The sequence below is a fragment of the Nostoc sp. MS1 genome, assembly GCF_019976755.1.
Classification (GTDB): domain Bacteria; phylum Cyanobacteriota; class Cyanobacteriia; order Cyanobacteriales; family Nostocaceae; genus Trichormus.
Window position 1 is genome coordinate 2456771 of sequence record NZ_AP023441.1, and the last position, 16180, is coordinate 2472950.

12 protein-coding genes are annotated in these 16180 nt (G+C 41.8%); 5 read left to right on the plus strand and 7 right to left on the minus strand.

What is annotated here, in order from left to right; all coding sequences use genetic code 11:
* Positions 1-198: 198 nt before the first annotated feature.
* A complete protein-coding gene (locus tag NSMS1_RS10700) occupies positions 199-2502 on the minus strand; it encodes a putative PEP-binding protein (protein WP_224093057.1) in 2304 nt (767 codons plus the stop codon).
* 1054 nt (positions 2503-3556) lie between these two features.
* Here NSMS1_RS10700 and NSMS1_RS10705 point away from each other — a divergent pair.
* A complete protein-coding gene (locus tag NSMS1_RS10705) occupies positions 3557-3976 on the plus strand; it encodes an MgtC/SapB family protein (protein WP_224093058.1) in 420 nt (139 codons plus the stop codon).
* A 68-nt stretch (positions 3977-4044) separates the two neighbouring features.
* Here NSMS1_RS10705 and NSMS1_RS10710 read toward each other — a convergent pair whose 3' ends face one another.
* From NSMS1_RS10710 to NSMS1_RS10720, 3 genes are all read right to left on the minus strand, one after another.
* Entirely contained in the window at positions 4045-4458 is a 414-nt protein-coding gene (locus NSMS1_RS10710; protein ID WP_224093059.1) for a hypothetical protein, read from the minus strand.
* 145 nt (positions 4459-4603) lie between these two features.
* Positions 4604-5728, minus strand: coding sequence for a DNA replication/repair protein RecF (recF, locus tag NSMS1_RS10715; RefSeq protein WP_224093060.1), 1125 nt, complete (start codon positions 5726-5728; stop codon positions 4604-4606).
* A gap of 169 nt (positions 5729-5897) precedes the next feature.
* A complete protein-coding gene (locus NSMS1_RS10720) occupies positions 5898-8759 on the minus strand; it encodes a cation-translocating P-type ATPase (protein WP_224093061.1) in 2862 nt (953 codons plus the stop codon).
* Positions 8760-9114: 355 nt separating this feature from the next.
* On the opposite strand from NSMS1_RS10720, the gene NSMS1_RS10725 reads away from it, so the two are divergent.
* From NSMS1_RS10725 to NSMS1_RS10735, 3 genes are all read left to right on the plus strand, one after another.
* Complete coding sequence (locus tag NSMS1_RS10725; RefSeq protein ID WP_411908674.1) at positions 9115-10794, plus strand: transglutaminase domain-containing protein; 1680 nt, start codon at positions 9115-9117, stop codon at positions 10792-10794.
* Between the two features lie 102 nt (positions 10795-10896).
* Positions 10897-11193 (plus strand): transposase, encoded by a 297-nt coding sequence (locus NSMS1_RS10730; protein WP_224086211.1) that lies wholly within the window; start codon positions 10897-10899, stop codon positions 11191-11193.
* A 2-nt stretch (positions 11194-11195) separates the two neighbouring features.
* Positions 11196-11744: a transposase gene (locus NSMS1_RS10735; RefSeq protein ID WP_224086212.1), complete on the plus strand. Its 549-nt coding sequence runs from the start codon at positions 11196-11198 to the stop codon at positions 11742-11744.
* 341 nt (positions 11745-12085) lie between these two features.
* Here NSMS1_RS10735 and NSMS1_RS10740 read toward each other — a convergent pair whose 3' ends face one another.
* A complete protein-coding gene (locus tag NSMS1_RS10740; RefSeq protein ID WP_224093071.1) occupies positions 12086-13315 on the minus strand; it encodes an FAD-dependent oxidoreductase in 1230 nt (409 codons plus the stop codon).
* Positions 13316-13549: 234 nt separating this feature from the next.
* On the opposite strand from NSMS1_RS10740, the gene NSMS1_RS10745 reads away from it, so the two are divergent.
* The gene (locus tag NSMS1_RS10745; RefSeq protein WP_224095194.1) at positions 13550-14830 is read left to right on the plus strand and encodes an ABC transporter ATP-binding protein; all 1281 of its coding nucleotides are present in this window, start codon (positions 13550-13552) and stop codon (positions 14828-14830) included.
* Positions 14831-14967: 137 nt separating this feature from the next.
* Here the strand turns inward: NSMS1_RS10745 and NSMS1_RS10750 are convergent, their stop codons facing one another.
* Together NSMS1_RS10750 and NSMS1_RS10755 are read right to left on the minus strand one after the other, a co-directional pair.
* Positions 14968-15216, minus strand: a complete 249-nt coding sequence (locus NSMS1_RS10750; protein ID WP_224093073.1) for a hypothetical protein — start codon at positions 15214-15216, stop codon at positions 14968-14970.
* 30 nt (positions 15217-15246) lie between these two features.
* Positions 15247-16179 (minus strand): hypothetical protein, encoded by a 933-nt coding sequence (locus NSMS1_RS10755; protein ID WP_224093075.1) that lies wholly within the window; start codon positions 16177-16179, stop codon positions 15247-15249.
* Position 16180: the final 1 nt, after the last annotated feature.

Sequence of the window (16180 nt, forward strand, 5' to 3'; positions counted from 1 at the left end):
TCCATGATATCGTGGGCATTGCCCACCCAGCCCTTTCAAAGCGAACAGATGAACTAGTTTATTCAAAATAAAATATTGTTCTTTTGCGTCTTTGTGCCTACCCTGCGGGTTCCGCTTAAGCGGTATGCGTGAGCTTAATAAGCCAGGGTATTAAGTGCAGCTTTATGGAGAAATGGTATGAGTAGAAAAATTCAACTTTTAGCCACTTCCCCCAATCTGTCGTCTGGCTGCTGCGAGAATTATACGCTGTTCGGCACGCGCGATCGCCTGATAAGTCCTTTCCACTGCTTCTGGTTCTACAGAAATTGATGTAATTCCCCACTGCACTAATTCATCTATGATTTCTGGATGAATTGCTGGTGCTTGTCCGCAAATAGAACAAGGTATCCCAGCCGTTTTCGACATTTGAATTAGTTGGGAAATTGCCGCCATCACCGCCGGATGGCGTTCGTTTAAAACCTTAGTAATATCCCCTTGTTCTCTGTCTACTCCTAGTAGCAATTGTGTCAGGTCGTTTGTGCCGATAGATATACCTGCTACGCCTGCTTTAACGTATTCTGGTAGTAGAAATAACACGCTGGGAACTTCAGCCATGATCCACAGTTGAAACTGGGGTACTTGAGTGAGTCCGAATTGCTCGGCTTTTTGGCGACAGAAACTAAACTCAGGGACGCTACGGACAAAGGGTAACAATAGGTGTAGGTTATCATAGCCAGCTTTTTGGGCATTAGCGATCGCGCTTAGTTCTAATTCAAATACAGAGGAGTTGCGTACATAACTGAATGTACCGCGATCGCCTAAAGCTGACTGAGGCGCAGATTGAGAACTATTTGCCGATAATTCATGCGATCGCCAATCCAAGGTGCGATAGAAAACTGGGCGGGGCGTAAAGGCACGGGCAAACTGTATAATCAACTGAGTCCATTGTTCTAATAGTTCAGATTGCCTTCCCTCTAGTAACCAAAAGTTTGGATGTTGCCCCTGAAGTAAAGGTAGTAACATCAGTTCTGAACGCAATAAACCTATGCCATCCACAGGCAAGTTCTGCACTTGTTCGATGAGATTAGGTTGACTGAGGTTAACTAGCAATTGGGTAGCAATTATCGGCATTTGCTTGTTAACAATAGGTGGAAATGATGCGGTAATAGCTGGTTGACTTTGACTTTCTGTAGGTAATTCGTCTCTTAATAAATACACTTCACCGCGATCGCCATCTATCAACAATCGCTCACCATGAGGAATTAATAGTGTGGCATCTGCTACATTCACTACAGCAGGAATGCCTAATTCTCTCGCTAAAATGGCAGCGTGGCTGGTTACTCCTCCCTGGACTGTAACAATACCTACGGCTTTTTGTAGTAATGGCAACCAATCTGGAGTGATGGCTGGTACTACTAAAATTAGCCCTTCTGGTAGGTTTTCTGGTTTTTGGGAGTTGTTTACTACATAAGCATTTGCTGTAACACGTCCCCTACCTGCCCCGACACCTTTGATAAACTGTAAATTGGGAATGGCAGATTGGGGAGTACTCACTTGAGTAATGTCGAGATGGGTTGTTTCATTTTCTTGGGCAATTACCCACTCAAGAGTAAAACTTTTACCTAGTTCACTTTCTAATTGATGCCCTAAGTTAATTATCTGTTGGAGTGATTCTTCGGCTAAAGCGTATTGTTGCTGGTGTGCTTCTTCTACTAAGTACGCACCTACACAGGTGTTTTCCAGCAGAGATGCTTCAGAATGTGGCAATACCGAACTATCAAGACGATAAGCCACCATTTTATGTCCTAGATGCCGTTCTAAGACAATACCCGTTTCCTGCTGAATGTGGTAAGTATCAGGTACAACTTCACCTTGAGTTAGTGCTAGTCCTAACCCCCAAGTAGCTTCGATTTTCCAGCCAGAGGAGTTAGCACTGAGTAAACCACTAGCGATCGCATTTTGCACCGGCTGGACTAGAATTGCTAGGTTAACTTCTTGCAAGTTAACTCCCATACGCTGCCAATATAATAAGCTTCTGGCACGAAATAGCTGACCCCAGGTATGCTTGAGAGTATGGGCGATCGCAGTTTCATCACAAGGGCAAAAAGTCGCATCCAACAGTCCGCTAGTGTTCCTGACTCTGTTGGTTGTATTTCCTAGTGCCAAACTAGGACGAAAAATTAAATAATTAGTTTGCCATTCCCTAGCAGCAAGAAGAATTTTCTCCACCCATTGCGGTGGAACAATTGCATGAGTAATTTCCTGGCGTAGACAACCAGCCATTTGCTGGAGTTGTCGCCAATTGGCTACGTCCAAGTGTAAGGAAGAATTAGGTAAGTTGGCAACTAGAGATTCGGAACTGTTGAGAGTCTCTAGGAATAATCGTAAAACTTCTTCTGGAACCACAAAACCAGGAACAACCGGGTAGCCACGCTGCCTAATTCTGCTTAAATAGAACGCTTTTTCACCAACTTTAGGGCGGTCTTGTAGTTTAATTTGGTCAAGCCAGTAGAGTTTGTCCACTCAATTTCTTTGGTTTGTCAGTTGTTAGTTGTCAGTTATTAGCCTCCTAGTAGCGATATGCTACTAGCACATATGAAAGAAACTGGTAGGTTGTTAATTGTCCATAGTCAATAGTCCATAATCAATAGTCATTCTCCCCCGCTCCGTGGTATTTAATTGCTTGCTGCCAATAACTAATAACAAAGCCAAGATAGATTTACTTTGCGATCAAGATGTTTAAACTTAAAGTTATTTCCACTTTTGTATATAGTGAATTTTAAGTATAGGATGTATAGCCTCATTTTGTCTTAAAAGACTGTCCTTCTAGGATTGCCAGTGATAAACAGAAACAGACATTGATTAACTTTACTTCATCAGGCAGTATTTGCTGTATATATCGATATGATGTGCTAACTGTTTGCTTAGGAAGGTTTTTATATAAGACTCATATTTGATTTCTGTATCCCTTACGGGAGCGTAGCTATAAAAACTTAGTACACACTAAATCCCTTCTACCTGTTCCCCGTTGCCTGTTAATAGTTCCCTCTCTACGCAAATATGCTAATTAATCAAATCGGATTCCTATATGCGTAGTTAGTAATTATAGGTGGGATTTTGTAGAACTCAGTTATTTTTCCTTAATTAGTAAGTTAGTAAGTAACTACTCTACCGTAGCAGCAATGATTAATATTTTTATAAATTATTAGTCAGATTATAGCTATAGATAAAAGTAAAATTTAGATATCAATAGTAGCAAAATAAATTTTTAATTATTAATAAAAATGTATTTAGTAGTTAATTAATGTAGAAATATAAAGTTTATCATCAAAACACTACAATAAAATTTTTCTCCACTGCTTCGGATATAAGTTATACATTACCTATAGAACTCTATTTGATTTTTGAAAAACTTAAGCACAGCTCGAAGAGGCGGATTATTTATCTATGATCTATGCTACTGAGTATTGTTATATCAAGCTATGTGAACAAAAATTAAATTGAATGTTATAATTTATAGCTTTTTATCTTAAGAATAAAATTGTTAGACAATCGCTACTTAGAACATAATGACCTTTTGCAGCTGATATTTCGGCTTTTCCTAGCTTTGCTGATTGGGGCTATTATTGGCTTAGAACGTCAACTCAGGCATAAGCCAGCTGGGTTAAGAACTCATATGCTGGTTAGTTTTGGTTCTGCTGTATTTGTTCTCATACCTTTACAATTAGCCACAATACAATCACATCCAGACATGATTAGCCGAGTTATTCAAGGTATTGCAGCTGGAGTGGGATTTCTTGGTGCTGGGGAAATCGTCCGCGAATCTTCCCAAGAATCACAACGTTTAGAAATTCATGGACTCACCTCAGCCGCAGCAATTTGGGTTTCGGCTAGTTTGGGAATTGCTGCTGGTTGTGGTTTGTGGCAGTTGGGTTTAGTGGGAGCTATTATGACTTTTGCAATTTTGAATCTTTTTAAGAGGTTAGAAAGGCATTAGTCAACAGTCAATAGTCAATAGTCAATAGTCAATAGTCAATAGTCAACAGTTAGCAGGACTGTAAACTATTAACCAAATAGTGCTAATGCCTTGGCGAACATTGGTTCTTCTGTTTTAGTCTGAATGATTGATTTAACTAAGTTTATAAAATTATCATCTGCTTGATTGTCAGTTTCAATAGTTTTAGTAGCAGCATAAAAACTAGCATCATTAACGCATAGTTCATTTGTTGTGCCTGTTTGTAGGCCTGGTTGTTTTCTATCCCATGACAATGATTTTCCTCGCCAAGTAAATTGAAACCAGGAAAGTTCATCATAATAAAATTCAAAGAAAACATCAAAATCAGGTTCTTCTCCTTGGAACCAAATTTTAGTTATTCCTTCTTCTTGGCTTGGCTTAAGTATATTTTGCTCAATTTTTCTTAATGATCTACTTAATGATAAAATCTCACCTGCATCCAATTTATAATCCGTATTGTTCATATTATTAATTATCAAGTGATTAATGTGGCCAATTACTTACGATATACTTGGTTTAGTTGGTAATCGGTAATTGTTTTGTTTCATTATCGATTATCCACTACCTATTACCAACCCTCACGATATGATAAGCATTTAAGCGGACAATCTAAAAATCAGAGGTAGAGATTTCTCCTTTATGAACATACAAAATTTGGGAGGAATTTAGCCACTGAGAATCAAAAGAACTGAGGTGAGTAGTAGTAATTAAGGTCTGAAATCGGTCTTGAATAGTGTCTAATAATTGATTTTGACGATACGGATCTAATTCTGCTAAAACATCGTCCAGTAAAAGTAAAGGTGATTCTTTAACAACTTCTTCAATTAACTGTAATTCTGCTAATTTTAGGGCTAATACTAATGTGCGTTGCTGACCTTGAGAACCGTATTGACGAGCGGGTGTTTGATTGATAGTTAATTCTACTTCGTCTCGATGGGGGCCGACAAGGGTAGTACCTCGATACATTTCCGCAACAGTTCTTTGTTGCAATTTGCTTAAAAAAGCTTGTTGGATTTCTTCTTGTTGATTTTGCTGCAATGGTACATTAGGGGTGTAGGTAATTTGTAAAACTTCTGTGCTGCCGCTAATACTGGCGTGCCAAGCAGCAGCTAGGGGTGCAAGTCGAGCTAAAGCGCGATCGCGTCTTCTAATTACCCTAGTCCCAGTTGTAGCTAATTGTGCATCCCAGATAGCCAGTTGTGATTCCTGAGCGTTGGGTGCTGAGTCTTGAATCTTTTTTAAATAGGCGTTGCGTTGACGTAAAACCTGATTATATTGATGCAAAATATGAGCGTAAACAGGTTCCAGCTGAACTAAAAGTGTATCTAACCAGTTACGTCTAATTTCGGGACTACCGCGCACTAATTCTAAATCTAAACTGGAGAACTGCACCGCATTCAACACCCCCAAAAAATCCATTTGTCGCCGCAGCGATTCGCCATTAAAGGCGACGCTACGGCGACCATTACGGCGTAAGGTGACGCTGAGGTCACTAACCCCTGAATCTCTCTCCAGAGAAGCATTAATTTGGGCGGCTGGTTCTTCTTCTTGGATTAAATCACGATCGCGTGCCATCCGGTGCGATCGCAATGTCGCTAATAACTCCACCGCCTCCAACAAATTCGACTTTCCCTGAGCATTATTACCCACCAGAATAGTTTTCGCAGCCGTAAAATCGACCCTTTGGTCGTAGTAGTTGCGGAAGTGTCTTAGGTGTATCGTTTTGAGGTACATAGCGGGGGGAGTGGGAAGTGGGGAGTGGGGAATGGGGAGTGGGAGAGATGAGGAAGTTGGGGAGTGGGGGAAGAAATATATATGAGTTTAGTAACCAATAAATATTATTTTTCCCTCCTCATCTCCCTCATGTCCCTCATCCCCCTCATCCCCCTTATCCCCCTCATCCTCATACAGCTTTCTTACCTGTAAAGCGGAAGAATAGCTTCTCCATTTCAATCCAGACGAACATTAAAGCACTGAAGCCGATGCAAATGGCCAATTCTGAAGGTGGTAGCCAGTGAGTACCGAAGAAATCGCGTAGGGGTGGGACGTAGATAAGCATCAACTGCAAAGCCGTTGTGACAACTACTGCTCCTAATACGAAAGGATTGGAGAGTGGATTCATCTCGATTGTAAGTTGGTTGTTGGAACGAATGGCGATCGCATGACCCATTTGGGCAATACATAGAGTAGTGAACACCATTGTTTTCCATCGGTCATCATCAAGTCCTGGCCCTGTGACTGCATGGGAATGGGTGTATGCCCATTCCATCAGGATGATGGTGATGATGGCAAAAACAATGCCGATGCGGATCATGTATGAACCCAAGCCTCTGGCAAAAATGCTTTCGCGGGGGCTGAAGGGTGGGCGTTGCATTACATCGGGTTCTGGTGGTTCTACGGCTAAAGCTAAGGCTGGTAAACCATCTGTTACCAAGTTCATCCAGAGGATTTGTAGGGGTGTTAAGGGTACACCGCCTAATCCTAGAAGGGGCGCAGCCGCGATGGTTAAGACTTCACCGATGTTACTACCCAAGATGTACTTAATAAAGCGGCGGATATTGGTGTAAACAACTCTACCTTCCTTTGTAGCGGCGACGATAGTAGCGAAGTTATCATCTAATAACACCATATCACTGGCTTCTTTACTTACGTCTGTGCCAGTGATACCCATAGCAATACCAATATCTGCTTGTTTGAGGGCTGGCGCATCATTAACACCATCCCCTGTCATTGCCACAAATCTGCCGCGACGTTGCAATGCTTGGACTATTCGTAGTTTGTGTTCTGGGGCTACCCTTGCATAGATACTTACTAGGTCTACTTGCTGTTCTAATTCCTGGTCGCTCATTCTTTGCAATTCTTGACCAGTCAGAACCCTGTCACCTTCTTGAGCAATACCTAAGTCAACAGCGATCGCTCGTGCTGTTAGTTGATGGTCGCCTGTAATCATGACTGGGCGAATACCAGCTTGTCGGCATTCTTGGACGGCTGAACGCACTTCTGGGCGTGGTGCATCCAACATTCCCACTAAGCCCAGCCATACCAGCCCTTGCTCTGATGTTTCGTCAGACCCTTCTGGCGGTATTTCTGTCAAAGCTTTATAGGAGAAACCCAGTACCCGTAAACCTTTACTTGCCATTTGGTCATTTTCTGCCAAAATTTGCTGGCGTTGTGCTTCATTTAAAGGGGCAGAGTTTGCACCTAAATGAATGGATGTGCAACGGGCTAAAATCAACTCTGGCGAACCTTTAGTAAACATGATGTAAGGTTCGTTGTTGATTAAGCCTGTTAAGGCGGGGTCAATATCTGCGAAGGACTGATCACCAGTATCTATTTTCTCTAGCTGAGAAATTACGCTCATGCGTTTACGTTCTGAGGAGAAGGGGAACTCGCTCACACGGGGTAATTTATAGCTCCACTGGTCTTTTTCAATCCCTGCCTTACCTGCTAATGTTAGCAATGCGCCTTCTGTGGGGTCGCCTAAAATCGCCCATTCACCTTTTTCTTTTTGCAGTACGGAATCATTACATACTGCACAGGCGAGTAATAAGGCGGAGACTTCAGGATACTCTTCAACCTCTACCTTTTCTCCATCGAACTGGAAATCACCCGCAGGCGCATAACCTTCGCCTGTAACCCGAAAAGTTTTCTGGTTGGTGTAAACCGACTGCACAACCATTTTATTTTGGGTGAGTGTGCCGGTTTTATCTGAACAAATGGTAGTTACAGAACCCAAGGTTTCCACGGCTGGGAGTTTGCGAATGAGGGCGTTACGCTTGACCATGCGCTGGGTTCCCAATGCCAAAGTCACAGTAATTACGGCTGGTAAACCTTCGGGAACCACAGCTACCGCCATACTCAAGGAAACTTCTAACAATTCTCTGAGGGGGCTAAAGTTTCCTGCCTGAACTACACCACCAACGACAACGATCGCCACTAAAATCAAAGAACCTGTCACTAGAACATTGCCTAGTTGAGTCATGCGCTGCTGTAATGGTGTGGGTTCACTTTCCACCGACTGCAACATAGCGGCGATTTTACCCAGTTCTGTAGTCATGCCAGTATTAGTTACTAGCACCTTACCGCGTCCTTGAACTACTTCTGTACCTTGAAAAACTAAATTAATGCGATCGCCTAAAGATGTGTCTTCGGGTAGATGTATAGTAGCTTGTTTATTTACTGCTTCTGCTTCGCCTGTAAGTGCTGACTCGCGTATTTGTAAATTAGATTGTTCAATCAACCGCCCATCGGCAGATATCTGTACTCCCGCCTCTAATAGCATGACATCGCCTGGGACTATATCTTTGGCTGCTATGTCTATCAATTTGTTGCCACGAATAACTCGCACCGAGGGGGATGCGAGTTTTTTCAGGGCGGCTAGGGCTTGTTCAGCACGGCTTTCTTGCACATAACCCAAAATACCGTTAAGAATGACAATTGCTAAGATAGCGATCGTATCCTTAAAGGGAATTTCCCCAGGCTTAAGTTCTCCAGCCCGCCAAGAGTAAAAATCGAGAAATCCAGAAATAAACGCCACTGCTATCAGCATCAATAACATAATGTTTTTGAACTGATCCAGCAAAATTTCCCAGGTGCTACGCCCCCCATGTTCTTCTAATTCGTTGGGGCCGTATTTTTGCAACCGTTGTTCAACTTCTTGGGTTGTTAAGCCACCGTCTGCATTACTATTCAGCAGTCCTAGTGCTTGATCAACTTCCAAACTATGCCAAGCAGCGGCCGTTTCAGGTAGAGAATTAGCAGACATCGTGTAAGTTACAGAAAATGGTTACAAAACTTGATCATAATTCAGTGGTGGTCACAAAACCATCCACCAAAGTTACATTACAGTCAGTTGACAATTGACAATTGACGATTGACAGTTGACAGTTGTTATTAGTCCATAGTCAACAGTCCATAGTTATTATCCTACTCCCCTACTTCCTTATCTCCCCCCACTTCCTCAGCACTCATAACTCATAACTCAGCACTTCTCATGTTATTTCCTCGGTAAGAGTTTTTCAGGGGTCGTTGTACTGATAATGTAATTAACATCAAGTCTAAATCTGGATTATTGCAGTTATGCCACAATTTGTTTTAGGCGTGCTAAACCGTTAAATATTATGCTGAATATGAGTTTTGCGCCCACCAATGTGACCGTTAGCCAAATGTTAGCGCCAAGAACAATTAGACCGTTGACGGCTGCTACTTTATGTGGCATGGCTTTTATCCAAGATAGACTGATTGCCATTGACACAATCAAGGGGCATTTACTAGAAATTGACCCAAAAACTGATAACAGTAAAATCGTTAATCCACATCAGGTTCAGGAATTTACAGATGTTACAGGTTTAGCAGTTTGGGAAGATACCCTTTGGGTAACTCGCGGTAACAGTGTCTATCGATGCAAGGTTGATTCTTTAGGTTTGGAACATTTTGTCACCTTACCTTACAGTGCAGATGGTGTTGCTGTTTGGGAATCAACAGTTTACGTTAGTTGCTATCGGTTAGGCTACATTTTAATTTTTGACCGGGACACCCGTAAAGAAATTACCAGATTTTATGCACCAGGTGTTGGGGTAGAGAATTTAGCAGTTTATGGTGATACCCTATGGGTGTGCGATCGCACTGAACAAACGGTCTATTCTCTAGATCGGGCAACGGGTGAAATCAAGTTTAGTGTGTTGACTCCGTTTGAATCACCTACGGGTATCGGTGTACATTTAGATGCCGAGACAGGTAAGCAAAATCTCTACATTGCCTACGCCTCAGAGGAGCCATACATCAGGGATAATCCTAACGCTGATCCTAACCATGAATTAACGTACCGCGATCGCACCTTTATCCATCCCCTCTACTACTATCACGACCCAGAAAAACACTACGCCTTATCTAATGGTTATTTAATCGAAATGTCCTACGCTGAGGAAATTGCTCCTTTAGATGAGGTGTATTTACAAGAAGTAGAATGGCGTATTGCCCTCCCCTCAGAAACAGAACGCCAAAAAATTCAACAAATCGAACCCATCGGTATTCCTTTTACAGAAGAAGTCATTGATGGACAACGTGTAGCTGTATTTAAGTTTGATACCTTAGCCCCCGGTGAACGGCACATATTTGGCTGGAAAGCAGTGCTAGAAGTGCGGAGTATTAAGTATCGCATCACACCCAAAGATGTGGAAAATTTACCCGAAATTCCCCCAGAATTTCAGGAACGGTACTTGGTAGACGATGATGAATTAGCAATGGATACTAGCATCGTCCGCCGTGCTGCCCGTGACGCTGTTGGTTCGGAAACAAATTTGTTGCGGAAAATGTATAACATTCGCAATTACGTTTATGATGAATTATCTTATGGTATTAAACCTTACATAGATACACCAGATATTGTTTTAGAACGGGGCGTTGGTTCCTGTGGTGAGTATGTAGGCGTATTACTGGCGCTGTGCCGTTTGAATGGTATTCCTTGCCGCACCGTTGGTAGATACAAATGCCCCCCACAAAGCGAACATCAAAACGTTCCTTTACAACCAGATTTTAATCATGTGTGGCTAGAATTTTACATGCCTGGATTTGGCTGGTTGCCAATGGAATCTAATCCTGATGATGTGGGCAATGATGGTCGATATCCTACCCGCTTTTTCATGGGTTTGAGTTGGTATCACATCGAAATTGGTAAAGGCATACCTTTTGAAACTCTCAGTAGTCAAGGTGCTAGGTTAACTAAGGAAGATATCCCCATAGGCGATTTAGCGATTAACCACATCCGGTTTACCATTCTCAAAGAGTTGTCTGATTTTTAAGTCCGTGTAATACCAAATTTGTATAGAACCCATTTGATATCTTTTTGGTGATTGAGTAGAATCAACAGAAATTAGGTGCATGGAAGCAGATCAGGATTGAAAATGGGTTATTCAAGCGATTTGACAGACAAAGAGTGGGAAATAATTGAGCCATTATTGCCGACGAAGAAGAAAACCAGACCCCCTGTGTGGACAAAGCGGCAAATCCTTAACGGTATACTTTATCAACTGAAGAATGGTTGTAATTGGGCTGACTTACCTAGAGATATGCCGCCATATTCAACAGTATTCTGGTATTACCAGCAGTGGTGTGAAGGGGACATCCTGACGAAAATCATGACTGAGTTGCATCAGCAGGTGCGGGAACAAGTAAAAAAAAACCGCAGTGGACGACTCTAATCATGATTGACTCACAAGCGGTGAAAAATACTTGTAATGCCAGTGTTGAGTCGAAAGGGTTTTGCTTTTACAAATGCACTAATGGCATCAAAAGACATTTGGCAGTGGATATCTTAGGCTTCCCTTTCTTTACCCACTGCACCAAAGCTAATGTATCTGATGACCAAGGGTTAATTGAAATGCTCTCGAAAAACATTGATTACTTCAAATCTAAACCTGTGGAGCAACCCATGACGACTATTCTGGTAGATAACGGCTATCATCCTGATCAATTGACACAAGCCTTGGAACAGATTTACCCAGAGATTATGACTAAAATTCAATTTGAACTTTCAGCCAAACCATCAAAAGCACAGAAACAGACGAAAGGACTATCTGGATTTGTGCCTGTTGCTGCCAGATGGGTCATTGAAAGATCGAATGCTTGGGTGGAGAGATGTAAAAGTTTAGTCAAAAATTTCGACCGCACACTCGAACGTTCCAATGCCAAGCTCAAGCTATGTTTTATTCGGCTAATGCTCAAACGGCTAGCTGTCGCAGATACCGCCTGAAAAGATATCAAATGGGTTCTATAGGTTGTCTTGATTCAAACTGCTGAAATAATCTGTGAATCAATGTTTTCAATCCAAAATCCAAAATCTAAAATCCAAAATTGGTATAACGGAAGTAAAAATAGGCATTTGCTACATTCAAGTCTGTTAAGGCGGCTTTGTAGCCCAATATTAGGGTGCGTCTATGGAACATTCCTTGAGTCTAACGCACCCTACTGGGTTATAGATTGAAAAAAATTGAACGCAGCGAAAAGTTCTGTAGGAGGGTTTCCCTCCGTAGGAAACTTTTCAAGACAGATAAACGCGGATAAACGCAGATGATTAAGATGTTAGATTATTGACTAATGCACATGGACGGGAAAAACGCCTAAAGCAATCAATCTGGCTGGGAGGTCGCGTAAGATGGGCAGGCGTAATAGTGCTGGGGGTTGAAAGGTACTATCGGCAGCTAAGACAGGGGCCAATACTCGTTTTTGGACGAAGGTTTGAAATCCTTGGATGATGCGTGTAGGTAATTCTCGCCGACGTTGAACCTTGGCTAAGTCGCTAAGTTTTACATGGTGGTTTTGCAGTGGTTTAGTTAAGACGTTAGCGGCTACAACTGCATCTTGAATAGCGTAATTAATTCCTACCCCGCCAACGGGTGACATAATATGGGCTGCATCACCAATTAGTAGCAAACCTGGACGATACCAGCGCTTGACAAGGTTAGATTCGACTGAGAGAAAAGCTACCTGTGACCAGTCTTGTAAATGGTGGATACGATTTTCTAGTTCTGGGACGATTTCCACAATAGATTTTTTCAGGGCTTCTAAACCTGTAGCCCGTAATTTTTGATAGCCTCCCTTGGGAATAACATAAGCCATTTGCCACTCATCACCACGGTCAAGCATGGCGATAAGATGACCAAGGGTAAAACGTCCCATTCCTCCCTCACCGTCTTCTGGTTGACGGGGTAGGCGGAACCATAATACATCCATTGGTGGTGAGGTTTCAGTCGCGGTAAAATTGCCTAGTTGCCTTAACCGGGAATGACGACCATCTGCACCAACTGTTAATATTGCCCTAATTTCGTGCCAACCACCGCCGCCTCGATAGCGGATACCTTTAATTACTCCCTCTTCCTCAATTAATTCTTGGACATTCGCACCCATGACTAGGTGAAAGGTTGGGTATTTTTGCGCCTCTTGAGTAATAAACTCTAGGAATTTCACTTGAGGCAACATTGTAATGTAGGGATAACGGGTTTTTAGGTGACTAAAATCAGCTAAGGTAACTGTATCTTGCGGCGTTTTGATTTGAATTTGCCGCATTTTAGTATGGGGTAATTGTAGCAGGCGATCGCTTAATCCCAATTCTTCCATAATCTCCATCACCGATGGATGAATGGTATCGCCGCGAAAATCCCGGTCAAAATCCTTATGTGCTTCCAGCAAGGTTACAGAAACACCTTGACGCGCCAACAGTAAAGCTAAAACAGTACCAGCCGGGCCACCCCCGACAACGCAACAATCTGTAGTTTTAACATCTACAATCTCATGGGCAGGATTAGTCAGTATATCGGTAGTCATAGCCACACCTCCAGACAGCCCTTAAATCAAGGGTAGTGTGCTTTTGCTGGTGTGAGCAATTTTTTTAATTTTTCGTAGCGATACAGAAGGTATATTATGGACGCTACAATGACCATTTAGTCATTAGTCCATAGTCCAGAGTCAATAGTCCAAAGTTCAGTACTTTTTTGACCAATGACTAATGACCAATGACCAATGACCAATGACTAATGACTAATGACTATTAAAAATACCGTGGCGCAAGTTGTTTTAGAAAACGTTTACAAGAGTTTTCCCTCCCGCAGAGGGGAAAGTGCTAATTCACAAGGTAAGACTGATACAGAACCAGCAGGAACCGTTAATGTTTTACGCCGGATTAACCTGACGATTCCTGATGGGGAATTTATGGTGCTGGTGGGGCCTTCTGGTTGTGGTAAAAGCACCCTGCTGCGGTTAATTGCGGGGTTAGAGGTGATGACTGGTGGTAATATTTGGGTAGGCGATCGCTTGGTGAATGATTTACCACCAAAAGAACGCGATATTGCTATGGTGTTTCAAAATTACGCCCTCTATCCCCACATGACGGTGTATGACAATATCGCCTTCGGTTTACGCCGCCGTTCTCAATCAGAAGAACCAGCAAGCCAAACGCAGAACTCCCAACTCCCTCCTTGGGCGGAAAATATCATAGTGGGTGCGACCAGGAAGTTACCTAAAGGACTGCGTTATGTTTCTGATAAGGAACGGGAAGTTGATCAGCAAGTGCGGTCTGTAGCGCAATTGTTACAAATAGAAACTTTACTGCATCGCTTACCTAAACAATTATCTGGGGGACAAAGACAACGGGTAGCGTTAGGAAGGGCGATCGCGCGTAATCCTCAAGTATTCTTAATGGATGAACCCCTTTCTAACCTAGATGCGAAGTTAAGGGCAGAAACTCGCGCTCAAATTGTCAAATTACAACGCCAACTGGGTACAACTACGATATATGTTACCCACGACCAAACAGAAGCGATGACAATGGGCGATCGTATCGCCATTATGAATCAAGGGCAAATTCAACAAGTAGCTTCTCCCCTAGAATTATACAATCATCCTGCAAATCGCTTTGTCGCTGAGTTCATTGGTACACCCCCAATGAATTTTATTCCCGTAGAGTTTCACGCCCCGTTATTAATTACTCATTCTCAATTTAGACTCACCCTTCCCGATATTTGGGCAAGTGTGCTGCAAAAGTATGATGGGCGAACCTTGATTTTAGGTATTCGTCCAGAACATTTAGTTGTCAGTGTACCCGCAACTAAGAATTTACCAGTACAAGTAGATTTAGTAGAAAACTTAGGTAATGATTCTTTTATTACTGTGGCGCTAAATGAAACTGAATTTCGATCTACTCAACCTGTTAAGCCTCTACAAGTAAGAGTTCCCCCAGACAGACTTGTGAGTGTGGGTGAACAGCTTTGGTTATCATTAACCGCAGATAAACTTCACTTTTTCGACCCAGACACCGATTTAGCAATATTTCCTAAAAATTAAGTATGCGTGAGCATTTATCGTAAGTTTGCTGGGCATTACTCACTAAACTTACGTAGTTGAATCTGGTTTTTATAGGTAAAAATCTCAGGTTATATATTACTAATTACTAACCATAAATAAATTATCAAATGATTTTATTAACGAAATCTTCCTAATAACTCCTGTCTGGATAATTGCAGTAATAAGGGAATATACTCTTGTGGCGTTAATAGTAGTAAAGGCTCAATAATAGCGATTAACTCTGCATCTAAAGTGCCAAATCTTACTTGTAAGATATTTTCTATGACTTGGCGACGTTCGGTTTGTATACCTTCCTGGAATCCTTTACGAAAACCTTCTTGTTTAGCTTCTGATAGTTTTTGCTCGTAAGTAGCTGATAACCGCATAATTAAATTTTTAAATACCAAATAATTTTATTAACGAAATCTTTCTAATAACTCCTCTCTTGATAATTGCAGTAATAAAGGAGTAAATTCTTGTGGTGTTAATAGTAGTAAAGGCTCAATAATAGCGATTAACTCTGCATCTAAAATGCCAAATCTTACTTGTAAGAGGTTTTCTATCACTTGGCGATGTCCTGCTTGTATACCTTCCTGGAGTCCTTCACGTATACCTTCCTGGAGTCCTTCACGAAGACCTTCTTGTTTAGCTTCGGCTAGTTTTTGCTCGTAAATAGCTGATAACCGCATAATTAAATCTCTATCCTCCTGGTCTGTGTTTTGATTTACTTCTAAGGTTGTCTTTAAACTCAATAGTAAATCAATTGCTTTGGCACGTAGTGGATGGTTGTTAGGTAATGCTTCCAATTCATCTATTGCTTGTTTCTGTACTCTACCCTTACCTAAAATTCTCAACCATAATGTTTCTTGTGTACGCGGTAATTGATGAATTGCTACTATTACGGTTCGTAGATAATCTCCTAAAAAATGTACTCCTCCTCCCCAGTTTTCTTCATCTATACTAGCTCTAAAACCATTTAATATAGAATCAGAAGCAGTCGGTGATAAAATCCATAGCATTGGTAATGCTGATTCGTCAAGTGGTTTCTCGTCACCTTTAGTTTGACGCTTAATTTGTGCAAAGACATCAAATAATTTGTTCATACAGCTACGAATTTCTGTAATTGTAGCCGCATTTCTAAATGGTTCAATTAAGGCGGGTTTCGTCGCAATTTTTCCCAGCAGTCCTATTTGTATTGTATCGCTTGTTGATTGGGCTGACGGCGCGAAATAAACATCGATTTCTCTTACTTCTGATGGGACTTTACGACTTGTTTCTACTTGTCCCAACGGTTGTAACAATTCTGTAAGGTAATCTTTGGCGAACTGGTCGTAGGGAAACCTAGTCATG